22 protein-coding genes are annotated in these 20,668 nt (G+C 66.0%); 18 read left to right on the plus strand and 4 right to left on the minus strand.

Features of this window, described 5'->3' with window-relative positions; all coding sequences use genetic code 11:
• Positions 1-4 precede the first annotated feature (4 nt).
• Genes AC1DOM_RS02545 through AC1DOM_RS02560 form a run of 4 tightly spaced genes read left to right on the plus strand, consistent with a single transcriptional unit; the run spans position 5 to position 5,642 of the window.
• Complete coding sequence (locus AC1DOM_RS02545; protein WP_498959899.1) at positions 5-1,327, plus strand: aromatic ring-hydroxylating oxygenase subunit alpha; 1,323 nt, start codon at positions 5-7, stop codon at positions 1,325-1,327.
• Between the two features lie 24 nt (positions 1,328-1,351).
• On the plus strand, positions 1,352-2,548 hold the full coding sequence (locus AC1DOM_RS02550; protein WP_498959901.1) for an aminomethyl transferase family protein: 1,197 nt from the start codon (positions 1,352-1,354) through the stop codon (positions 2,546-2,548).
• Positions 2,545-4,128: a phytoene desaturase family protein gene (locus AC1DOM_RS02555; protein ID WP_498959903.1), complete on the plus strand. Its 1,584-nt coding sequence runs from the start codon at positions 2,545-2,547 to the stop codon at positions 4,126-4,128. The genes AC1DOM_RS02550 and AC1DOM_RS02555 overlap by 4 nt, the downstream gene beginning before the upstream one ends.
• Entirely contained in the window at positions 4,128-5,642 is a 1,515-nt protein-coding gene (locus AC1DOM_RS02560; RefSeq protein ID WP_498959905.1) for a phytoene desaturase family protein, read from the plus strand. Before AC1DOM_RS02555 ends, AC1DOM_RS02560 begins: the two co-directional genes overlap by 1 nt.
• A gap of 3 nt (positions 5,643-5,645) precedes the next feature.
• Here the strand turns inward: AC1DOM_RS02560 and AC1DOM_RS02565 are convergent, their stop codons facing one another.
• Positions 5,646-6,131: a MarR family winged helix-turn-helix transcriptional regulator gene (locus tag AC1DOM_RS02565; protein ID WP_498959907.1), complete on the minus strand. Its 486-nt coding sequence runs from the start codon at positions 6,129-6,131 to the stop codon at positions 5,646-5,648.
• A 103-nt stretch (positions 6,132-6,234) separates the two neighbouring features.
• Between AC1DOM_RS02565 and hppD the strand changes: the two genes are divergently transcribed.
• The 7 genes from hppD (at position 6,235) to AC1DOM_RS02600 (ending at position 12,850) form a co-directional block, all read left to right on the plus strand.
• The gene (gene hppD / locus AC1DOM_RS02570; protein WP_498960211.1) at positions 6,235-7,302 is read left to right on the plus strand and encodes a 4-hydroxyphenylpyruvate dioxygenase; all 1,068 of its coding nucleotides are present in this window, start codon (positions 6,235-6,237) and stop codon (positions 7,300-7,302) included.
• Between the two features lie 62 nt (positions 7,303-7,364).
• Entirely contained in the window at positions 7,365-8,660 is a 1,296-nt protein-coding gene (gene hmgA / locus AC1DOM_RS02575; RefSeq protein WP_498959909.1) for a homogentisate 1,2-dioxygenase, read from the plus strand.
• Between the two features lie 48 nt (positions 8,661-8,708).
• The gene (locus AC1DOM_RS02580; protein ID WP_498959911.1) at positions 8,709-9,386 is read left to right on the plus strand and encodes a hypothetical protein; all 678 of its coding nucleotides are present in this window, start codon (positions 8,709-8,711) and stop codon (positions 9,384-9,386) included.
• A gap of 54 nt (positions 9,387-9,440) precedes the next feature.
• Complete coding sequence (locus AC1DOM_RS02585) at positions 9,441-10,394, plus strand: sodium:calcium antiporter (RefSeq protein WP_498959913.1); 954 nt, start codon at positions 9,441-9,443, stop codon at positions 10,392-10,394.
• Positions 10,394-11,584 carry a Na+/H+ antiporter NhaA gene (gene nhaA, locus AC1DOM_RS02590; protein ID WP_498959915.1) on the plus strand — a complete coding sequence of 397 codons (1,191 nt, stop codon included), beginning with the start codon at positions 10,394-10,396 and terminating at the stop codon, positions 11,582-11,584. The genes AC1DOM_RS02585 and nhaA overlap by 1 nt, the downstream gene beginning before the upstream one ends.
• A gap of 1 nt (position 11,585) precedes the next feature.
• Positions 11,586-12,449, plus strand: a complete 864-nt coding sequence (locus AC1DOM_RS02595) for an NAD-dependent epimerase/dehydratase family protein (RefSeq protein ID WP_498959917.1) — start codon at positions 11,586-11,588, stop codon at positions 12,447-12,449.
• A gap of 23 nt (positions 12,450-12,472) precedes the next feature.
• A complete protein-coding gene (locus tag AC1DOM_RS02600) occupies positions 12,473-12,850 on the plus strand; it encodes a DUF5329 family protein (protein ID WP_498959919.1) in 378 nt (125 codons plus the stop codon).
• Here the strand turns inward: AC1DOM_RS02600 and AC1DOM_RS02605 are convergent, their stop codons facing one another.
• Genes AC1DOM_RS02605 through AC1DOM_RS02615 form a run of 3 tightly spaced genes read right to left on the minus strand, consistent with a single transcriptional unit; the run spans position 12,851 to position 15,197 of the window.
• Complete coding sequence (locus tag AC1DOM_RS02605) at positions 12,851-13,765, minus strand: DMT family transporter (RefSeq protein WP_498959921.1); 915 nt, start codon at positions 13,763-13,765, stop codon at positions 12,851-12,853.
• Positions 13,762-14,253, minus strand: a complete 492-nt coding sequence (locus AC1DOM_RS02610) for an Mpo1 family 2-hydroxy fatty acid dioxygenase (RefSeq protein WP_498959923.1) — start codon at positions 14,251-14,253, stop codon at positions 13,762-13,764. The genes AC1DOM_RS02605 and AC1DOM_RS02610 overlap by 4 nt, the downstream gene beginning before the upstream one ends.
• A 23-nt stretch (positions 14,254-14,276) precedes the next feature.
• Positions 14,277-15,197 carry a phosphoribosylaminoimidazolesuccinocarboxamide synthase gene (locus AC1DOM_RS02615; protein WP_498959924.1) on the minus strand — a complete coding sequence of 307 codons (921 nt, stop codon included), beginning with the start codon at positions 15,195-15,197 and terminating at the stop codon, positions 14,277-14,279.
• 71 nt (positions 15,198-15,268) lie between these two features.
• Here AC1DOM_RS02615 and AC1DOM_RS02620 point away from each other — a divergent pair, with 71 nt between their 5' ends.
• From AC1DOM_RS02620 to AC1DOM_RS02650, 7 genes are all read left to right on the plus strand, one after another.
• Complete coding sequence (locus tag AC1DOM_RS02620) at positions 15,269-15,607, plus strand: J domain-containing protein (protein WP_498959925.1); 339 nt, start codon at positions 15,269-15,271, stop codon at positions 15,605-15,607.
• 17 nt (positions 15,608-15,624) lie between these two features.
• A complete protein-coding gene (rpe, locus tag AC1DOM_RS02625) occupies positions 15,625-16,299 on the plus strand; it encodes a ribulose-phosphate 3-epimerase (RefSeq protein ID WP_498959926.1) in 675 nt (224 codons plus the stop codon).
• Positions 16,300-16,418: 119 nt separating this feature from the next.
• Complete coding sequence (trpE, locus tag AC1DOM_RS02630; RefSeq protein ID WP_498960213.1) at positions 16,419-17,894, plus strand: anthranilate synthase component I; 1,476 nt, start codon at positions 16,419-16,421, stop codon at positions 17,892-17,894.
• Between the two features lie 140 nt (positions 17,895-18,034).
• Complete coding sequence (locus tag AC1DOM_RS02635; RefSeq protein ID WP_498959927.1) at positions 18,035-18,334, plus strand: hypothetical protein; 300 nt, start codon at positions 18,035-18,037, stop codon at positions 18,332-18,334.
• Between the two features lie 108 nt (positions 18,335-18,442).
• The gene (locus AC1DOM_RS02640) at positions 18,443-19,237 is read left to right on the plus strand and encodes a hypothetical protein (protein ID WP_498959928.1); all 795 of its coding nucleotides are present in this window, start codon (positions 18,443-18,445) and stop codon (positions 19,235-19,237) included.
• A gap of 62 nt (positions 19,238-19,299) precedes the next feature.
• Positions 19,300-20,025 carry a lipase family protein gene (locus tag AC1DOM_RS02645; protein WP_498959929.1) on the plus strand — a complete coding sequence of 242 codons (726 nt, stop codon included), beginning with the start codon at positions 19,300-19,302 and terminating at the stop codon, positions 20,023-20,025.
• A complete protein-coding gene (locus tag AC1DOM_RS02650; protein ID WP_498959931.1) occupies positions 20,022-20,624 on the plus strand; it encodes a hypothetical protein in 603 nt (200 codons plus the stop codon). The genes AC1DOM_RS02645 and AC1DOM_RS02650 overlap by 4 nt, the downstream gene beginning before the upstream one ends.
• The last annotated feature ends 44 nt before the right edge of the window (positions 20,625-20,668 follow it).

The following is a 20,668-nucleotide window of genomic DNA, read 5'->3' on the forward strand; positions in this document are numbered from 1 at the left end:
GGCCATGACGCAACTATTCATCGCCGACAGCGAAGACAACCAGGCCCGCATGCAGCAGGCGGTGGCCGCGCAAGCGCGCGACCGCGACGCCGGGCTGATGCAGTACTTCTACCGCTCGGACGTGGTGTACCAGCGCGAGCTCGACACCGTGTTCTTCAAGAGCTGGCTGTGGGCCGGCCACGTCAGCCAGATTCCGAACCCGGGCGATTTTTTCCTCTACGAGATCGGCGAGGAATCGGTGATCGTCGCGCGCGGCAACGATGGACAGATCCGCGCGCTGGTCAATTCCTGCCGCCACCGCGGTTCGCGGGTGTGCGAGGAACGCCAGGGCAATTGCCGCACCTTCGTCTGCCCGTACCACGGCTGGGTGTACGGCACCGACGGCGCCCTGCGCGGCGCGCGCCACATGGACGTGATGCCGGACTTCCGCAAGGAAGACCACGGTCTGAAGCAACTGCGCGTGGCCGAGCGCTTCGGCCTGATCTTCATCAACTTCGATCCCGACGCCTACGACTACAACGCCTGCCTGTCGCAACTCGACGCGCAGCTGGGCCCGTATCGGCTGGACAAGGCGAAGATCGCGCATCGCGAAACGTATTCGGTCGATGCGAACTGGAAGATCGCGCTCGGCAATTACCTGGAGTGCTATCACTGCGAAACCGCGCACCGCGCGTATTCGAAGCTGCATACCTTCAAGGAACGCGAGGAAGTCGTCGCGCCGATCAATCGCGCGATGTGGGAGCGCGCCGTGCGCGAAACCGGCGTGCCCGACATCGAGAAGGCCGTCTATCGCATGTTCCGCGAAGCGCCGGGCTTCGGTTCGTGCGTGTATACGAGCCGCTATGCGTTGTTCGACGGTTATCTGACCGGCAGCCGCGACGGCACGCCGGTCGCGCCGCTGATGGGCGAGTTCAAGGGCTATGACGGCGGCGCGGGCGATTACCAGCTCGGCCCGCTCACCTACATGCTCAACTACCCGGACCACTGCATCCTGTTCCGTTACGTTCCCTTCGGCAGGAACAGGACGGACATGGAGATCGTGTGGTTCGTCGACGGCGATGCGGTCGAAGGCGTCGACTACGACAAGGCCGGGCTGGTGTGGCTGTGGGATGTCACGACGATCGAAGACAAGCGCATCATGCAGTTGAACGCCGCGGGCGTGAACTCGCGGTTCTTCGAGCCCGGTCCGCAGCATCCCGAGTTCGAGGACACGCCCAAGCGCTTCGTCGATTGGTACCTGCATGCGCTGGCCGGCGATTTCAGCGTGGTGCCCCCGACGGTGCGCGCGCATCGCACCAGTTCCTGCGAAATGACCGAACACCCCTGATTTCCAAGCGGAAACCCCTTCCCGATGTTCCAGCTCAAACACACGCCCTTCCATGCGCGTACGTCGAAGCTCAGCCTGCCGCAGAACTGGCGGCGCTGGGCCGGCCACATCGTGGTGGGTTCCTACGATCTGCACGTCGAACGCGAGTACTGGGCGATCCGCGACGCGGTCGCGCTGATCGACGTCTCGCCGCTGATGAAGTACATGATCGAAGGCCCCGATGCCGCGCGCCTGCTCGACAAGCTCGTGCCGCGCGACATCGGCAAGATGGCGATCGGGCAGGTCGGCTACACCGGTTGGTGCGACGACGAAGGCAAGCTGCTCGACGACGGCACCATCTCGCGCCTGGGCGAAACCACCTTCCGCCTGACCTCCGCCGAGCCCTCGCTGCGCTGGCTGTCGATGAACGCCGTCGGCCTGGATGTCACGGTGACCGAAGTCACCGAGAAGATGGGCGCGCTCAGCCTGCAGGGCCCGAAGTCGCGCACCGTGCTCAACCTGGTGTGCAAGAAATCGCTCGACAAGCTCAAGTATTTCCGGGTGATGGAGAACACGCTCGCCGGAAAGAAGGTGACGATTTCGCGCACCGGTTACACGGGCGACCTCGGTTACGAAATCTGGATGGACGCCGCCGACGCGCTCGACGTGTGGGACGCGTTGATGGAAGCGGGGCACAACTACGGCATCGTGCCGTGCGGCATCCTCGCGATGGACATGGCGCGCGTGGAAGCGGGCCTGTTCATGATTGATGTCGATTACACCGCAGCCAACCACGCGTGGATCGAAGGACAGAAATCTTCGCCGCTCGAAATGGGCCTGGATTGGGCGGTGCACCTGGACAAGCCCGGTTACTTCGTCGGCCGCCGCGCGCTCGAACGCGAACAGCGCGAAGGCTCGGCGTGGAAGCTGATGGGCTTCGAAGTGGATTGGGCCGGCATGGAACCCTTGTTCGCCGCCGTCGGCTTGCCGCCGCAGATTCCCGCGATGGCGGTGCGCGGCAGCCTGCCGGTGAAGCAGGGCGGCGTGCAGGTCGGCTATGCATCGACCAGCACCTGGTCGCCCGTGTTGAAGAAATACATCGCGCTCGTCCACCTGCAACGCCCGCATTACACGCCCGGCACGCCGCTGACGATGGAAGTCACCGTCGAGCACAAGCGCCTGCAGGCACCGGGCAAGGTGGTGAAGCTGCCGTTCTACGAGCCGGAGTGGAAAAAGAAATGACGTCCAACCAGTACGACGCCATCGTCATCGGCGCCGGCCACAACGGCCTGATCGCGGCCGCGTATCTCGCGCGCGCGGGCAAGAAAGTCTGCGTGCTCGAACGGCGCGAAGTGGTCGGCGGCGCGGCGGTCACCGCCGAGCCGTTTCCCGGCTATCGCTTCAGCCAGTTCTCCTACGTGGTCAGCCTGCTGCGCCCGGAAATCATCCGCGACCTCGAATTGCCGAAGCACGGGTTGAAGATCCTCCCGCTGCCCAGCACCRTGACGCCGATGGACAACGGCGATTACCTCGCCGCGTGGGACGACCACGACCTCACGCGCCAGGAGTTGTATCGCCATTCGCCGCGCGATGCCGAAGCCTCCGACGAATACGGCCGCGTGATGGCGCGCGCTGCGAAGGCGATCAAGCCGATCCTCGGCCTGGTGCCGCCGGATCCTTCCTCGCTCAGCCCGCGCGACATGCTCGGTCTGCTGAAGGTCGGTCAATACGCGAAGAGCCTGTCGGAGAAGGAGCTCTACCAGATCGCCAAGCTGCTCACGATGTCGGCGGCGGATCTGCTCAACGACTGGTTCGAGTTCGATCCGCTGAAGGGCACGAAGTCGGCGAGCGGCATCATCGGCACCTTCCTCGGCCCGCACTCGCCGGGCACCGCGTACGTGTTGCTGCACCACTACATGGGCGAAATCGACGGCGCGTTCCGCGCGTGGGGTTTCGCGAAGAATGGCAACGGTGGCGTGTCGGCGGCGATCGCGAGTTCGGCGCGCGCGCTGGGCGTGGAAGTGCGCACCAATGCCTCCGTGCAACAAGTGATCGTGCAGGGCGGCCGCGCCGCGGGCGTCGCGCTGGCCAATGGCGACGAGCTGCGCGCGAAGGTCGTCATCTCCGCTGCGGATCCGAAGCGCAGCTTCCTGCAGTTCGTCGAGCGCAAGCACCTGCCCGGCGAGTTCGTGCAGCAGATCGAGAACTTCCGCGTGCGCGGTTCGTCGGGCAAGGTCAATATCGCATTGAGCGAACTGCCCGACTTCACGTGTCTGCCTGGCGAAGGCCCGCTGCATCGCGGCGCGATCTCGATCAGCCCGAGCATGGAATATATCGAGCGCGCCTACGACGAGGCGAAGTACGGGCAGTTCGCGAAGAACCCTTACATCGACATGATCATCCCGTCGATGATCGACCGCGACATGGCGCCGCCGGGACACCACGTGATGTCCTGCTTCGTCCAATACGCGCCCTACGACATCGAAGGCGGTTGGGACGATGCCAAGCGCGATGCCTTCGGCGAAACGGTGATTTCGACGATCGAGCGTTACGCGCCGAACATCCGCCGCGCCATCGTCGGCAAGCAGGTCATCACGCCGAAAGACATCGAGATGATCGCCGGCATCACCGGCGGCAACATCTTCCACGGCGAACTGCTGCTGCATCAACTGTTCTTCCTGCGCCCGGCGCCGCAATGGGCCGATTTCCGCACGCCGCTGCCGGGGTATTACTTCGGCGCGTCCGGCGCGCATCCGGGCGGTGGCGTCATGGGCGCGGCCGGCAAGCTGGCCGCACAGGAAGTGCTGAAGGACTGGAAGTGATGACCACCGACAAGCAGTACGACACGATCGTGATCGGTGCGGGCCACAACGGCCTGGTCGCCGCGAACTATCTCGCCAAGGCCGGCCGCAAGGTGCTGGTGCTGGAGCGGCGCGATCGCGCGGGCGGGCAGCTCGCACCGGACGAATTGGGGGGCGTCGCGTTCGATCCGCTGCATGCCGGTGCGCAATTGCGACCGGACATCGTGCGCGATCTCGATCTGACCAAACATGGTTTGAAGACCGGCATGGCGGTGCCCTACATCTCGGTCCTGCCCGACGGCCGTTTGCTGGTGTTGTCCACGACCGATCTGCCCGGCACCTGCGAGTCGATCCGCCAGTTCTCCGAAAACGACGCGAACCGCTGGCCCGACTTCGTGGCCTTCATGGATCGCGCGGCGGCATTCCTCGATGCAGCCTATCGCACGCCGATGCCGCGCCTGCCGCGTGTCGGCCTGGCCGAAGGCTGGCCGCTGGCCAAGCTCGCGTGGACCCTGCGCCGCCTGGGCGGCAAGGACATGTTCCGCGTCATCCGCATGATGTCGATGTCGACGGTGGAATTCACCGAAGAGTGGTTCGAATCCGAACCGGTGCGCGCGGCGATCGCCGCGGTCGGCATCCATGGCTACACGCTGGGCTCGATGTCGGCGGGCACCGGCTACACGCTGATGCACAACTGGCTGCATCGTGGCGGCCTTGCGCATCGTCCGATCGCCGGGGGCAGTTCGAATGTGACGCAAGCACTCGTCGCCGCCCTGAAGGCGAACGGCGGAACGTTGCGCACGTCGGCGGGCGTCGACCGCATCCTCGTCGAAAAGATGCGCGCCACCGGCGTGCGGCTGGCCGACGGCGAAGAGATTCGCGCGAGCACCGTGTTCTCTGCCGCCGATCCGAAGCACACCTTCCAGGGCCTGGTGGGCGCGCCGGAGTTGCCGACCGAATTCGTGTGGCACGTGCAGTCGATCAAGATGCGCGGCTCGCTCGCCAAGGTGCACCTGCGCACCGACGGCAGCCACGGGATGCCTGCGGGCACGCTCGCGATCGCGCCGACGCTCAAGGACCTGGAACGCGCCTACGACGCGGCGAAATACGGCGAAATCGCGCAACGCCCGTACCTGGAAATCACGACCGCGGGCGACATCGTGTCGATCCACGTGCAATCGGCGCCGTACAAGTTGCGTAACGTCGACTGGAATGAGGCGCGCGCGACGGTGGAGCGCATCGCGATCGACATGCTGGCCGCGCACTTCCCCGCGTTGAAGGCGTCGATCCGCGAGACGCGCACGATCGTCGCGCCGGATCTCGAACGCGAGTGGGGCCTGACCGAAGGCGACCTCAGCCACGGCCAGCCGCTGCTGGACCAGATGTTCTTCATGCGCCCGTTGCCGGGCTGGTCGAACCACGCCACGCCGATCGATGCGCTGTACCTATGCGGCAACGGCATGCACGGGGGTGCGGGGATCAGCGGTGCGCCGGGGCGGAATGCGGCGCAGATGGTCCTGAAGTCGAAGGCGTAACGACTACTCCAGCATCGCCGGCAAGCCTTCGTTCGCGAGCTTGTCGAGGATGCGTTCGAGCTGCCGCCGTTCGTCCGCGTCCAGGGTCGCGAGCAACTTGCGCTCGCGGCCCAAGGCGAGCGGCACGATCTCGTCGTAGATCTGGTAGCCCGCTTCGCTGAGGCCGAGCACCGAGCGGCGGCGGTCGTCGCCGTGCATCTCGCGCGTGAGCAGGCCCCGTTCGAGCAGATGCGCGACCGCGCGGCTCACGGCGACCTTGTCCATCGCCGTGCGTTCGGCCACCGCGTTCGCGCTCAGCGCCGGGTAGCGCCCGAGGACCGCGATCACGCGCCACTCGGTGATGCCGAAGCCGAAGCGCGCCTGGTAAAGCTTCGCGATGGCCTGGCTGATGCGGTTGGACAGGACGCTCATGCGATAGGGCAGGAAGCGATCGAGGTCCAGCTCGGCGTGGTCGTGGCCTTCGTGGCTGGGTGGGTCGGCTGCGTTCATCAACATGCCCCGGGGTATTGTTTCACCTGAAACTATGGGGTGTAGAATGCGCCTTTCCCCCTCGCGCGAAAAGAATGCCATGAACGCCCAGCCCAATCTCGGCATGCAGGTCACCACCTTCGAGAACCCGATGGGGATCGACGGCTTCGAATTCGTCGAGTTCGCCGCACCCGCCGGCCAGGGCGAGCTGCTGCACGACTACTTCCGCCGCATGGGCTTCACCGCCGTGCTGCAGCACAAGACGCGCCCGATCACCGTGTATCGCCAGGGTGGCGTCAACTTCCTCGTCAACGAGGATCCCGATTCCTTCGCCGCCGACTTCGCGCAGGCCCACGGCCCGAGCGCGTGCGGTTTCGCGATCCGCTTCCGCAAGCCGGCCGACGAAGTCTGCAAGACCGTGCTCGGCAACGGCGGCGAAGCGATCTCGCACAAGCCCGAATCCAAGGCCGTGCATGCGCCGGTGGTGAAGGGCATCGGCGATTGCATGCTGTACCTGATCGACAAGTACGGCGAGAAGGGCTCGATCTATGAAGACTTCCTGCCGGTGCAGGGCGCCGACCAGAACCCGAAGGGCTTCGGCCTGACCTTCATCGACCACCTCACGCACAACCTGTACTTCGGGAACATGCAGCGCTGGTCGGATTACTACGAGCGCCTGTTCAACTTCCGCGAGATCCGCTACTTCGACATCAAGGGCGCGAAGACCGGCCTGGTGTCCAAGGCGATGACGGCGCCGGACGGCATCGTGCGCATTCCGCTCAACGAATCCAACGACCCGAAGTCGCAGATCAACGAATACCTCGACGCCTACAAGGGCGAGGGCATCCAGCACATCGCGTGCTTCACCGACAACATCTACGACACGGTCGAAGCGATGCGCGCGCAGGGCGTGCTGTTCCTCGATACGCCGGAGACCTACTTCGACGTGATCGACCAGCGCGTGCCCGACCACGGCGAAGACGTGCCGCGCCTCAAGCGCAACAAGATCCTGATCGACGCCGATCCGGAAACCAAGCAGCGCAAGCTGCTGCAGATCTTCACCCAGAACGCGATCGGCCCGATCTTCTTCGAGATCATCCAGCGCAAGGGCAACGAAGGCTTCGGCGAAGGCAACTTCCAGGCGCTGTTCGAAAGCATCGAACGCGACCAGATGCGCCGCGGGGTGCTCTGAGGCATGTCCGCTCCCTCCCCTGCAAGGGGAGGGTTGGGGAGGGGTGAGACAAAGGGGACGCCATGGAATCGACCGGTTACCAGACAGGATTCGCCAACGAGTTCGCCACCGAAGCCGTCGCTGGCGCGCTTCCCGTCGGACGCAACTCTCCGCAGAAGGTCGCGCACGGCCTGTATGCCGAGCAGGTCAGCGGCACGGCGTTCACCGCGCCGCGGCGCGAGAATCGCCGCAGCTGGCTGTATCGCATTCGCCCGGCGGCGATGCATGGGGCGTTCGCGCGTTTCGCACAACCGCGTTTCCACAATGATTTCGAAACCGGCCCCGTGTCGCCGGACCAGTTGCGCTGGAGCCCGATGCCGATGCCGACGGGCGCCGTCGATTTCGTCGATGGCTTGTTCACGATGGCGGGCAACGGGTCGCCGGCGGCGCAACATGGCGTCGGCGTGCATCTGTACGCGGCCAATCGCGACATGGACGGCCGCTACTTCTACGACGCCGACGGCGAGTTGCTGATCGTTCCGCAGCAAGGCCGCCTGCACATCGAAACCGAGCTCGGCGTGCTGGACGTCGAACCGCAGGAAATCGCATTGATCCCGCGCGGCATCCGTTTCCGCGTCGCGCTGCCCGATGGCGAAGCCCGCGGTTACGTGTGCGAAAACTTCGGCGCGCTCGTGCGCCTGCCCGACCTGGGCCCGATCGGCAGCAACGGCCTGGCGAATCCGCGCGATTTCCAGACGCCGAACGCCGCGTACGAAGAACGCGAGGGCAAGTTCGAACTCATCGCGAAGTTCCAGGGCCATCTCTGGCGCGCCGACATCGGCCATTCGCCGCTCGACGTCGTCGCGTGGCACGGCAACTACGCGCCGTGCAAATACGATCTGCGTCGTTTCAACACGATCGGTTCGATCAGCTTCGACCATCCCGATCCGTCGATCTTCACCGTGCTCACCTCGCCCAGCGACACGCCCGGCACCGCGAACCTGGACTTCGTGGTGTTCCCGCCGCGTTGGCTGGTCGCGCAGGACACGTTCCGGCCGCCGTGGTTCCATCGCAACATCGCCAGCGAATTCATGGGCCTGGTGACGGGCGTGTACGACGCGAAGGCCGAAGGTTTCGCGCCCGGCGGCGCGTCGCTGCACAACAGCATGAGCGGCCACGGGCCGGATGCGGCCACGTTCGAGAAGGCATCGAATGCCGATCTGACGAAGCCCGATGTCATCAAGGACACGATGGCCTTCATGTTCGAAACGCGCGCGGTCATCCGCCCGACGCAACAGGCGATGGACGCCGCGCACCGCCAGCGCGATTACCAGGATTGCTGGGCCGGGCTGAAAAAAGGCTTCGTGGCGCCGCGTTGACATCGATCCGTTAGGCTTGCGCGCATTCACCGACGTGGAGTCCGCCGCATGCGCGCACAGCCGATCATCGTTTGCCTGACCCTCGCGCTCGCGTGCGCCGCCTGCACGCAACGCGACGCCGCGACCGGCACCGTCGCCGCACCCAACACCAGTGTGTCGCCGACGAACGCGATCCCGCCGCCGGCGCTCGCAACCGCGACGCCACCGGCCGCGACCACCGCGACGATGCCCGCCTCGCCGTCCACCGTCGCCGCACCCGGCGGCGTGATGCCCGCCGCGGGCGCGATCACCTTCGACGGGTTCGGCCCCGCGCATTGGGGCGCGAGCGAGGAGCAAGTGCGGCAGGCCTGGGGCAAGGACATGGACGCGGTCGCGAAGGAACACGACGGCTGCTACTACCTGTTCCCCGAACCGCACCGCGCCAACGGCTATCGCTTCGCCTTCATGATGGAAGCCGACAAGTTCGGCCGCATCGACGTGCGCACGCCCGACATCGCAGCGCCCGGCGGCGGCAAGGTGGGCATGGACAAGGCCGCGTTGAAGGCCCTGTATCCGGGCATGAGTCAGATGCCGCACAAGTACGTCGAGGGCAGCGTGTACCTGCGCGCGATGGACCCGAAGGGCGGCAAGAGTGCGCTCGTCTTCGAAGTGGATCCGTCCGGGAAAGCGACGGATTGGCGCATCGGTGTACCGCCGCAGGTCGACTACGTCGAGGGTTGCTCCTGACCGGCGCGCGCTCGCGCTAGACTCCCGGCGCCGACAACGCACGGGAGCGCGACGATGCTGGAGACCTGGGGCCTGTTCCTTCTCGGGCTGTTGTTCCTGATGCTCGGCGGCGATTCGGTGGTGAAGGGCGCCTCGGGCGTCGGTCGCCACTACGGGCTCTCGCCCTTCGTCACCGGCCTGCTCCTCGTCGCGTTCGCGACCTCGATTCCCGAACTGGCGGTCAATGCGCGCGCGGCGTGGGTCGGCGCGCAATCGCTCGCGCTGGGCAACGCGGTCGGCAGCAACCTGGTGAATTTCGGATTGACGCTCGGGCTGGCCGCGATCGCCGCGCCGCTGGTCGTGCGCTGGCGCGTGCTGTCGCCCTTGCTCATCTGCTTCATCGCGCTTTCGCTCGCGCTCGTAGGCATGGGGCTGGACGGCGTGCTCTCGCGCATCGACGGCATGCTGTTGTTGCTCGCCTTCGCGGCCATCGTGGCCTTCGCGATCGCGCGTTCGCGTCGCGAGTCCGATGAAGTGCACGCGGTGCTCGATGGCTTCACCGAAACGCGTGGCGGCCTCGCACTCAACGGCGCGCGCCTGGCGATTTCCGCCATCGTGCTGTTCTACGGGTCGAAGTGGGTCGTGCAATCGGCGCCGACCGTCGGTGCGTCGCTCGGCATGGCGCCGTTGCTGACGGGCCTGGTGCCGGTGGCCCTCGGTACCGCGTTGCCCGAAATCGCCGCGGCCGTCATCGCCGCGCGCCGCGGGCAGGGCGAACTCGTCGCCGGCCACGTGATCGGTTCCAGTGTGTGCAACCTCACGCTCGTGCTCGGCGGCATGGCGGCGTTCCGCGTGCTCGCGGTGCCTGCCTCGTTCGTGCGCTTTGAAGTGCCTGCCGCGATCGCCTTCGCCGTCGCGCTCTATCCGATGTTGCGCGGCGACCTTCGCATCAGCCGCGTCGAAGGCGGCATCCTGGTTGCGGCCTACCTGGCGTGGCTGGTGTTCGTGCTGGCGACGGGGACACATTGATGCCGGGCCGCGCGTTGCGGGCCTTCGCCGAATTCTTCCGCCTGGAGGCGGCGGGCGGCATCGTCCTGATCATCGCCGCGGCGCTCGCGCTGGTGTGCGTGAATTCGCCGCTCGCCGAACACTACCGCACCTTCATCGATCTTCCGGCGGCGGTCACTCTCGGTCCGTTCGGCATCGACAAGCCGCTGCTGCTGTGGATCAACGACGGCCTGATGGCGGTGTTCTTCCTGCTCGTCGCGCTGGAGATCAAGCGCGAACTCGTCGGCGGACAACTGCAGACGCGCGCGCAACGCATGCTGCCGATGGTGTGCGCGGTCGCGGGCGTCATCGTGCCGGCGCTGATCTTCACCGGGTTCAACCACGACAACGGCGCTGCGATGCGCGGCTGGGCGGTGCCCACCGCGACGGACATCGCCTTCGCGCTCGGCGTGCTCGCGTTGTTGGGTTCGCGCGTTCCCATCGGCATGAAACTGTTGTTGTCGACGATCGCGGTCGTCGACGACCTCATCGCGATCGTGATCATCGCCGTGTTCTATTCGCACGGAATGAACTTCGCCGCGCTCGGCGGCGCCGCGGTGACGCTTGTGGCGATGTTCGCGATGAACCGCATGGGCGTGAAATCGCTCGTGCCGTATCTCGTCCTCGGCCTGCTGTTGTGGGTGTGCGTGCTGAAGTCGGGCGTGCACGCCACGCTGGCGGGCGTGGCGACGGGGCTGATGATCCCGCACGTCGACAAGCGCAACATGATCGACGACGAAGTCGAGCATTCGCCGCTGGAAACCCTCGAACACGCGCTGCACCCGTGGGTCGCTTTCGCGATCCTGCCGATCTTCGCCTTCGCCAACGCCGGGCTGGAACTGCGCGACCTCAACATGTCGCAGGCGCTGGCCGCGTTGCCGTTCGGCGTGGCGGTGGGGCTGGTCGTCGGCAAGCCGATCGGCATCTGCGGCGCGGCGTGGGGCTTGCGCAAACTCGGATGGGCGCGTTACCCCGAGGGCATGGATTCCCGCGCGATGCTCGGCCTCGGCCTGCTGTGCGGCATCGGCTTCACGATGAGCCTGTTCATCGGTTCGCTCGCGTACATCGATCCGATCCTGTACGAAGAGGCCGTGCTCGGCATCTTCGTCGCCTCCGTCGTTTCCGCACTGCTGGGCGTGGCATGGCTGCGCGCGGTGTTGCCGGCGCGCTGACATGCGGCATGCGCTGCTCTTCGGTGCGACGGGGCAGATCGGCTGGCCGCTTGCCGATCGCTTGCAGGACGCCGGCTGGCGCGTCACGGCGGTCTCGCGCCAGCCGCATCGCGATCACCCGGGCCTGCATTGGATCGAAGGCACGCTGCCGGTCCTCGCCGAACCGATGCCCGACGATGTCGATGCGATCTTCAGTTGCGGGCCGCTGGATCTGTTCGCGCAGTGGTATGCGCACGCCGACATCGATTGCCCGCGCGTGGTCGCCTTCGGGTCGACGAGCATCGACGTCAAGCGCGGCTCATCCGACAAACAGGAACGCGACGTCGCGCAGCGCCTGCGCATCGCCGAGCAGCAGGTATTCGACCGCGCCGCCGCGTGCAACGCACAGGCCACGCTGTTGCGGCCGACCTTGGTTTACGGGGCGGCGAGCGATCAGACGCTGACGCGCATCGCGCAACTCGCGCTGCGTTGGCATCGCTTCCTCCTGCCGCGCAATGCCAATGGCTTGCGCGAACCCGTGCATGTCCACGATCTCGCCGACGCCGCCCTCGCCGCGTGCGACGCGCCCGCGACCCACGGCAAGGCCTATGCACTCCCCGGTGGCGAACGCCTGTCGTATCGCGACATGGTGCAACGCGTTCTCGCGGTACTCGATCCGCCGCCGCCGCTCATCGAAGTGCCTGGGCCCCTGTTCGGCCTGGCCTTGCTCGGCGCGCGCGCGTTGGGGAAAGTCGGCGGCTTCAACGCCGCCGCGGTCGCGCGCATGCGCACCGACCTGGTGTTCGATGTCGAGCCGGCGCGCAGGGACTTCGGCTATGCGCCGCGCGCCTTCCGCCCGACGGCGCCGATGTTCATGCCGCGTTGAGCGCGCACACGGACACTGCGCCCATGCGCAAATTCATTCTCGTAGCTTGCCTGGCCGCCCTGGCGCCTTCGATCGCGACTGCCACGCAACCGGCGTCGGCAACCGCGCGCACGCCTGCCGCGGAAATCGATGCGTTGATCGATCGCGTCGCGCACGCCGAGGGCGTGATCTTCATCCGCAACGGAAGCGAGCACACGGCGGCCGAAGCCGCCGCGCACCTGCAGCGCAAGCGCGAGGCGGCGGGTAAACGCATCGCCACGCCGGAACAGTTCATCGACGCGCTCGGCACGCGTTCGTCGATGACGGGCAAGCCGTATCGCGTGCGCCTGCCCGACGGCAAGGAAATCGACAGCGCCGTCTGGCTCCAGGGCTTGCTGCGCGAGATCCGCGCGGGGCGTTGATCAGATCTCTTCGGCCACGGGCACGGGCCGCGCTTTCTGCGTTGCACGCAGGGCGATGATCAACACGCCACCGAGCACCATCGCGCCGCCGATCCACAGGCGCGGGCCCGGCCGATCGCCCCAGAACACGATGCCCAGCGCGATCGCACCCACGGGCGCGAGCAACAACCACGGCGTGACCTGTGCGACCGGATGCCGTTGCACGAGCACGTAGTACAACCCGTGCCCGAGCATCGAAGCGAACACGGCCGAATACGCCGCACCACCCCAGCCGATCCACGTCGCGTCACGCAGCGCCTGCCAATTCCCGGGTTCGAATGCGACGCTCAGCGCAAGCAAGGGCAGCACGCTGATGATCGCCGTCCACCCTTGCTGGCTGATCATGTCGATGCCGCTCAGGCGGCGCATCAACACGGTGCCGATGGCGAGGAACAGGGCCGACACCAACATCAGCACCAGCGACATCGGCGCGTCGAGCACGATGGGGTCGAAGCCGAGCACCAGCACGCCCGAAAAACTGATCGCGATCGCCAGGCCCGTGCGCCAGCCGAAGCGTTCGCCCAACCACCACCATGCGAGCAACGCGGCCATCGGCACGTAGCTCTGCATCGCAATCGCCGGAGACGACAGATCGCCGGCCATGTGCAAGGCCCAGAAACTCAAGCCGAAATGCAGCACGCCGTTGAACAGCGCGACCGCGATCAATCGCGGCCATTGCCCTTGCGGCGGGCGTTTGACGAAGGCACCCAGTGCGAGCGCAAGGATCGACAGGCGCACCGCGGTGAACAGGAAGGGCGGAATCTCGCGCAGCGCGAAGGCGGAGGTCAGGAAATTCCCGGCCCACACGATGCAGACGATGGCGACGAGCGCGAGATCGCGGCCGCGCAGGCCCGCGCCGCGCGCAGCGTTGTTCACCAGGCGATGCCCATCTTGCGCAGCACCTTGGCCACGACCCACGCCGGACCGATCAGCAGATAGGTCAGATCGGTGAGGAAGCTCGGCTTGCGGCCTTCAAGTTTGTGGCCGATGAATTGCGCGATCCACGCGATCACGAACACCGCGATCGCCGTCCACAACAAGGTGCGCGTGCCGAATACTTCGACGATCCACCAGCACGCCGCGCCCATCGCGACGAACACCGCGAGCATCGCGATGCCCAGCACGCGCGAATTGCGCAGGTAGAACGACCCCGCCGCCACCATGCCCAATGCAGCGAAGATGCCGGGCCGGAACCAGCCGCCCGGCGGCACGGGCACACACCACAGCAACGCGATCACGCTCCACGTGATCGCCGGCACGGCGATGGTGTGGATGCGCACGTTCAGTGCATTGCGATGGTCGCCCGAGTAGCTGGCGAACCAGCGGTCGATCGGGCGCGTGCCCGTCGTTGCGTCCTCATGCATGGCGGCCATCGTTGGTCCCGGAGTCAGTCGACGGAAATTCCCGCGAGGCGCTGCAGCGCTTCGGCGTACTTGGCGCGCGTGCGTTCGATGACATCGGCCGGCAAGCGCGGGCCCGGCGCGACCTTGTTCCAGCCGACCTGTTCCAGGTAATCGCGAACGAACTGCTTGTCGTAGCTCGGCGGGCTGATGCCGACCTGGTACTCGTCGGCCGGCCAGTAGCGCGAGGAATCGGGCGTCAGCATCTCGTCCATGACGTAGAGGCGGCCGTCTTCGTCGGTGCCGAATTCGAACTTGGTGTCGGCCAGGATGATGCCGCGCTGCGCCGCGTGGTCGCGCGCGAAGGCGTAAAGACGGAGCGTCGCATCGCGCACCTGCTCGGCGAGGTCGGCGCCGACGATGCGCACCATCGTGTCGAAGTCGATGTTCTCGTCGTGGTCGCCGACGGCGGCCTTGGTCGAAGGCGTGAAGATCGGCTGCGGAAGTTGTTCGGCCTGGCGCAGGCCGTCCGGCAACGCGATGCCGCTGACGCGCCCCGTACGCTGGTAATCCTTCCAGCCGCTGCCGATCAGGTAACCGCGCGCGATCGCTTCGACGGGCACCGGCTTGAGCTTCTTCGTCACCACCGCGCGCTTTTCGTAGCGCGATGCATCCACGCCGGCAGGCAGCACGCTCGCCACGTCGACACCGGTGAGATGGTTCGGCATCAGGCCGCTGGTGCGATCGAACCAGAAGTTGCTGATCTGGCAGAGCATCTCGCCCTTGCCGGGGATCGGATCGGGGAGCACGACATCGAAGGCCGAGAGGCGGTCGGTGGCGACGATCAGCAGCCGGTTGTCCGGCAGCTCGAATACATCGCGCACCTTGCCGCGATGGCGCAGGGGCAGGCCGGGCAGGTCGGCTTCGAGGAGGGAAGGACGGGTGTTGCCGGTTTCGGACGCTTGCATCGCCACGTGCACGTCTGGCAGGGCCGCGTAGTGTACGCCGGCCCCCCGCGCAGCGCCTGTAGACTGCGCCCATGACGCGCTGGTACGGAAAACTGCTGGGAGCCTTCGCCGGGGCGGCCCTCCTGCGATCGAACCCCTTGCTGGGCCTGCTGATCGGCCTGCTGCTCGGCCATGCCCTGGACAAGGACTGGTTCTCCGGCAAGAAGGAGGACCCGTACGCGGCGCTGGGGCTCACCGAGGAGGCGAGCGACGGTGAAGTGGACCTGGCCTACCGCCGCCTGATGTCCCAGTACCATCCCGACCGCGTGGCCGGCGCCGGCGACGACCTGCAACGGCAGGCCGAAAGCCGCTCGCGCGAGATCAACGCCGCCTACGACCGCATCAAGACCTTGCGCAAGAAGCGCTCCTGACCATCCGGACCCCGAGCATGCAATCCACAGTCATCGCGCCCTCCATCCTCTCGGCCAATTTCGCCAGGCTTGGCGAGGAAGTCGACAACGTCCTGCGCGCCGGCGCCGACTGGGTCCACTTCGACGTGATGGACAACCACTACGTGCCGAACCTGACCATCGGGCCGCTGGTGTGCGAAGCGCTGCGCAAGCATGGCGTGACCGCGCCGATCGACGTGCACCTGATGGTCGAGCCGGTGGACCGCATCATCCCGGACTTCGCCAAGGCCGGCGCCACGATGATCACTTTCCATCCCGAAGCCAGCCGCCACGTGCATCGCACGATCCAGTTGATCAAGTCGCTCGGTTGCCAGGCCGGCGTCGTGCTCAACCCGGCCACGCCGGTCGAAGTGCTCGATTACGTGCTCGAAGATCTGGACATGGTGCTGCTGATGTCGGTGAACCCCGGCTTCGGCGGGCAGGGTTTCATTCCTTCGGCGCTGCAGAAGCTGCGCGAGGTGCGTCAACGCATCGATGCGAGCGGCAAGCCGATCCGCCTGGAAATCGACGGCGGCGTGAAGCCGGAGAACATCGCGGACATCGCGGCGGCCGGCGCCGATACCTTCGTCGCGGGCTCGGCCATCTTCGGCCAGGCCGACTACGCCGACGTGGTCAAGCGCATGAAAGACGCGGTGGCCGCAACGCGCCGCTGACGCACAAAAGAAAGGCCGACACCTTTCGGTATCGGCCCTCGTGGAAGCAATCCCGCTTCCGTCCGTCGTCCCTGCGATGGCCTTCGATTTTCCGTGAGAAGCGTGACGCCCGCGTGACAATTTCGCCCGAACAATTCCAGCAACTCGCGCAGGAAGGCTACACGCGCATCCCGGTCGTGCGCGAAGTCCTGTCCGACCTCGACACGCCGTTGTCTGTTTATTTGAAGCTCGCGGACGGGCCGCATACCTACCTGTTCGAATCGGTCGAAGGCGGCGAGCGCTTCGGGCGGTATTCGATCATCGGCCTGCCCGCGCGGCGCGTGTACGCCTTCGCCGGCAGCACCTTCTACGCCACCGAGTTGGGCGAGCTGGTCGACTACCGCGAGATCGACGATCCCTTCGCCGAAGTCGAGCGCCTGCGCGCGGAGCATCGCGTGCCGGAAATCCCGGGCTTGCCGGGCTTCACCGGTGGGCTGGTCGGCTGGTTCGGCTTCGAGTGCGTGCAGTACATCGAAAAGCGCCTCAAGACGGAAACCGAAAAGCCCGACGAACTCGGAACGCCCGACATCCTGCTGATGCTCAGCGAGGAATTGGCGGTGTTCGACAACCTCAAGGGTCGGCTGTACCTGATCGTGCATGCCGATCCCAGCGAGCCCCAGGCGTGGGCGAAGGCGAACCGCCGCCTCGACGCACTCACGCATCGCCTGCGCCACGCAGGTGCGAGTTATCCCGAAACGCTGGTGCCCGCGGCGCTGGATGAAAGCCACTTCGTCAGCGGCTTCACGCGCGAGGGCTTCATCGAGGCGGTGGAAAAGAGCAAGGAATTGATCCGCGCCGGCGAGATCTTCCAGGTCGTGCTGTCGCAGCGCTTGTCGGTGCCCTTCCAGGCGCGCCCGGTCGACGTCTATCGCGCGCTGCGTGCGCTCAATCCCTCGCCCTACATGTACTTCCTCGACGTGGGCGGCACGCAGGTCGTCGGCTCATCGCCGGAAATCCTCGTGCGCCTGCAGGGCGGCGAGATCACCGTGCGCCCGATCGCCGGCACGCGCCCGCGCGGCCAGACGCACGAGGAAGACATCGCACTCGAAGCCGAATTGCTGGCCGATCCGAAGGAACGCGCCGAACACCTGATGCTCATCGACCTGGGGCGCAACGATGTCGGCCGCGTCGCCAAGCCCGGCACCGTCGAAGTCGGCGAGCAATTCGTCATCGAACGCTACAGCCATGTCATGCACATCGTCAGCGAAGTGACGGGCCAGTTGCAGGAGGGATTGACGTACGCAGACGTGCTGCGCGCGACCTTCCCCGCAGGCACCGTCAGCGGCGCACCGAAAGTGCGTGCGCTGGAAGTGATCCGTGACCTCGAACCGATTCGCCGCAATGTCTACTCCGGCGCGGTCGGTTACATCGGTTGGCACGGCGATGCCGACACCGCGATCGCGATCCGCACCGCCGTCATCCAGGATGGCCGCCTGCACGTGCAGGCCGGCGCCGGCATCGTCCACGACTCCGATCCGCAGAAGGAGTGGGAGGAGACGATGAACAAGGGGCGCGCGCTGTTCCGCGCAGTGGCGCAGGCCGCGAAGGGCCTGTAACGCGCCAAGTTCCACTCGTTGTTGCGGGCGTTTCTACGCGCCTCGCAAGACGAGTCTTCAACTCGAATCATGCAAGCAAGCGTAGACGTTGTTGCATGACGAGCATGGTCAGCAATTCGCAGATGCCTCCTGCACGCGCCATGAAGCAACGCGTTGCGGAGAACGTTTTCGTAACGTCCGCAGGTTTGTGCGGCATGTGCCTGACCGGCGTCGGATTGCTCCAGGTTCCGCTCGCCCTGCAAAAATCCACCTCCATCGCCGACGAGCTGCTCGTCGTCAACGCGATGCTCTACATGGTGGACTGCGTGCTTGCGTATGCACGCATGCGCGGCTTCGATCACTCCGCCCGCCTGTCGCGCTTCATCGATGTCCTGTTCCTGGCTGCATTGGCCCTGAGCATCGGCATCGGCGCGCTGGTCGCATGGACGCTCGTGCCATGAGCTCGCCGCCTTCCACCGGCATTTCGCCGGAACCCCATCCACGCAGCCGTCCGCGTCGGATCTCGACCTGCTGCACAACCTGAAGTCCCAACTGCAAGGAGCCTGACCATGAACGTCGCACGCAAATTGCAATTCATCGAAGCGCTGGAACTTCCCGCACGTCACCAGGCGCATGTCGGCCGAATGTTCGCCACGCCACTGATGTCGATCGTGCGCGACGACGCGCCGACCGACAACGTCCCGACCGCAGATCCGCGGCAACCGTCCGGCTTCATCGACAACGGCAGCCTGGTCTCCTTCCTGGCCGGCGTGGATCGCCAATCCCAGGCCGACGTGCTCAATTCGATGCTGCTCGCGCAACTGGCCGCGAACAAGAAGTTCGATCGCGAGGCCGATACCGTCGGCTGGTATGGCTTCTATCACGACGTGCTGGAAAACCTGGGTTGGGTCGTGCAGCAGTTCGCGTTTTCGAAGTACGACGTCGCAGGCAGCAGCGTGACCGTCGACAAGGTGGTGCTGGAAGTGCTGGCCGCGATCGCGACCGAGAACGGTGCCGCCGTCGCGAAGTCCGCGATCGACGCGTTGAATGCACTCTCGAGCGACGACCATCGATTCAGCCTGTTCGAGCAGAGCTCGCACTCGGCGCACAACGGCAATTTCCAGGTCTCCAACTGTTCGGCCGATGGCGGTGTCCTGAAGATGTCGCTGGGCGCGTTCTACTTCGCCTCCACGCGCGTCGACACACAGGTCTTCTTTTTCAGTTGGTCGACATCCGACACCACGATCTATCGCTCCGGGCAGTCGATCCTGCTGGATCGCGACGTCTATGCCCAGGTGCGGCAGTCGGTGGTCGCGAAACTCGGAGATCACGCGAAAACCTTCATCGACAACCTGGATATCTAAGCAGGCTTGCCATGACCAGCGTCTCCGATTCCGTTGTCGCCAGCGGACTGGCGATCGCGCAGGTGTATGCGCTCGATGCCGATCCTGCGCATACGCCCACGCCGCCGGCCGGATATCGCTTCGCGGACATCGCATGGAAGGGTGCAGGCGAAACGGGTCGCCTGCGCACCTTTGGTGTCGGGTTCTGGTGCGAGGACACCCTTCTGCTCGCGTTTCGCGGCACCGCGGACGTTGCGGACCTGTTTGCCGACCTGCACAGCCGACAGGCGCCCTTCGGCCGAATGTTCCCACCCCGGGGCCCGGCCTCGCTCCGGGGCGGCGAGGGGTTCGAGGCGGTTTATCGTTCGATGCGCGACGCGCTTCACGCGATCGTCGCCACCGCGCGCCCGGCCAGGCTGCACCTGGCCGGGCATAGCCTGGGCGCGGTGCTGGCGAGTTACCTCTGTGCGGATCTGCTGCTCGGCGCGCAGTGGATTTCGTCTCCGGCCACGTTGACGCTTTGGGCGCCGCCCAAGCCGGGCAACTCGGCTTTCGCCCGCGTGTTGCGCGAAGCCCACGACAGCGGAAGGCTCGCGGCGAACGCGCTCGCGAATGTCCACGACATCGTTCCGAAGTATCCGTTCGCGCCGGATTACGTCCATCCGTTCACACCCAGCCTGCTCGATTTCGGCAACCCGTTCGACCTGTTGGGCAACCATCGTCTCGTCCATTACCTGCGCGCTTACGAGCAAGGCTGCACACACCGCGCGCCCGTGGCATCCATCCAGTATCAGGAGCTCCCAACATGACCACTGCGCTGTGGCGCGTCGCCGCGCCCGAACTGATCGCGGGACACTACGGAAGTCTCATCGAAGACACCGGTGCACTGCGCGCCGCGGTCGCCGCGTCCGATGGCACCTACCGATTCTCCGAGAAAGGCGCAGGCGTGCAGCCGCTGGCGTTCATCGGCACGCTCCTGCAGATCGCGCGAGCGCTTGCCGCCCAACCACATCGCCGGATCATCAGCGATATCGAAGCGTTGCCACATCTCTACGCCGGCCTCGACCGATTCACGCCGAACGCGCGCTTCAGGGAAGTGTTCTCGCTCGGCTCGGTCGGCATCCAGGTCACGCGCAGCCTCCTGGACTTCTTCCCGACGGGAAGCGGGTTGGGCGGGACCATCGCCGACCTGCTGCTCGGCGGACAAACCGTCGGCACGCTCCTGGCGCAGATCGGCGCCGACAAGAACCTGCTCGACGCGGTGGAGGCGCAGGACCGGAAGCGATCGCAGGTCTACATCCTGCGCATTTCCTACCTTCCCGAAGACGGGTTGCGCCGCGTCGGCACCCATGTCGTCACGTTCGAAGATCTGTTGGAAACCTTCGGCCGCGCCGGCAAGTCGGGGTGAGCCTCGCGCGATTCTTCTGCGCCAGATGTTGAAGCTTCGGCTCC

The organism is Lysobacter sp. P5_B12 (assembly GCF_056400425.1).

Bases quoted from the DNA above. Each gene is read 5' to 3' on its own strand.
- AC1DOM_RS02545 (WP_498959899.1), top strand. From the start codon at position 5: ATGACGCAACTATTCATCGCCGACAGCGAAGACAACCAGGCCCGCATG.
- AC1DOM_RS02550 (WP_498959901.1), top strand. From the start codon at position 1,352: ATGTTCCAGCTCAAACACACGCCCTTCCATGCGCGTACGTCGAAGCTC.
- AC1DOM_RS02560 (WP_498959905.1), top strand. From the start codon at position 4,128: ATGACCACCGACAAGCAGTACGACACGATCGTGATCGGTGCGGGCCAC.
- AC1DOM_RS02565 (WP_498959907.1), bottom strand. From the start codon at position 6,131: ATGAACGCAGCCGACCCACCCAGCCACGAAGGCCACGACCACGCCGAG.
- hppD (WP_498960211.1), top strand. From the start codon at position 6,235: ATGCAGGTCACCACCTTCGAGAACCCGATGGGGATCGACGGCTTCGAA.
- hmgA (WP_498959909.1), top strand. From the start codon at position 7,365: ATGGAATCGACCGGTTACCAGACAGGATTCGCCAACGAGTTCGCCACC.
- AC1DOM_RS02580 (WP_498959911.1), top strand. From the start codon at position 8,709: ATGCGCGCACAGCCGATCATCGTTTGCCTGACCCTCGCGCTCGCGTGC.
- AC1DOM_RS02585 (WP_498959913.1), top strand. From the start codon at position 9,441: ATGCTGGAGACCTGGGGCCTGTTCCTTCTCGGGCTGTTGTTCCTGATG.
- nhaA (WP_498959915.1), top strand. From the start codon at position 10,394: ATGCCGGGCCGCGCGTTGCGGGCCTTCGCCGAATTCTTCCGCCTGGAG.
- AC1DOM_RS02595 (WP_498959917.1), top strand. From the start codon at position 11,586: ATGCGGCATGCGCTGCTCTTCGGTGCGACGGGGCAGATCGGCTGGCCG.
- AC1DOM_RS02600 (WP_498959919.1), top strand. From the start codon at position 12,473: ATGCGCAAATTCATTCTCGTAGCTTGCCTGGCCGCCCTGGCGCCTTCG.
- AC1DOM_RS02610 (WP_498959923.1), bottom strand. From the start codon at position 14,253: ATGCATGAGGACGCAACGACGGGCACGCGCCCGATCGACCGCTGGTTC.
- AC1DOM_RS02615 (WP_498959924.1), bottom strand. From the start codon at position 15,197: ATGCAAGCGTCCGAAACCGGCAACACCCGTCCTTCCCTCCTCGAAGCC.
- AC1DOM_RS02620 (WP_498959925.1), top strand. From the start codon at position 15,269: ATGACGCGCTGGTACGGAAAACTGCTGGGAGCCTTCGCCGGGGCGGCC.
- rpe (WP_498959926.1), top strand. From the start codon at position 15,625: ATGCAATCCACAGTCATCGCGCCCTCCATCCTCTCGGCCAATTTCGCC.
- AC1DOM_RS02635 (WP_498959927.1), top strand. From the start codon at position 18,035: ATGAAGCAACGCGTTGCGGAGAACGTTTTCGTAACGTCCGCAGGTTTG.
- AC1DOM_RS02640 (WP_498959928.1), top strand. From the start codon at position 18,443: ATGAACGTCGCACGCAAATTGCAATTCATCGAAGCGCTGGAACTTCCC.
- AC1DOM_RS02650 (WP_498959931.1), top strand. From the start codon at position 20,022: ATGACCACTGCGCTGTGGCGCGTCGCCGCGCCCGAACTGATCGCGGGA.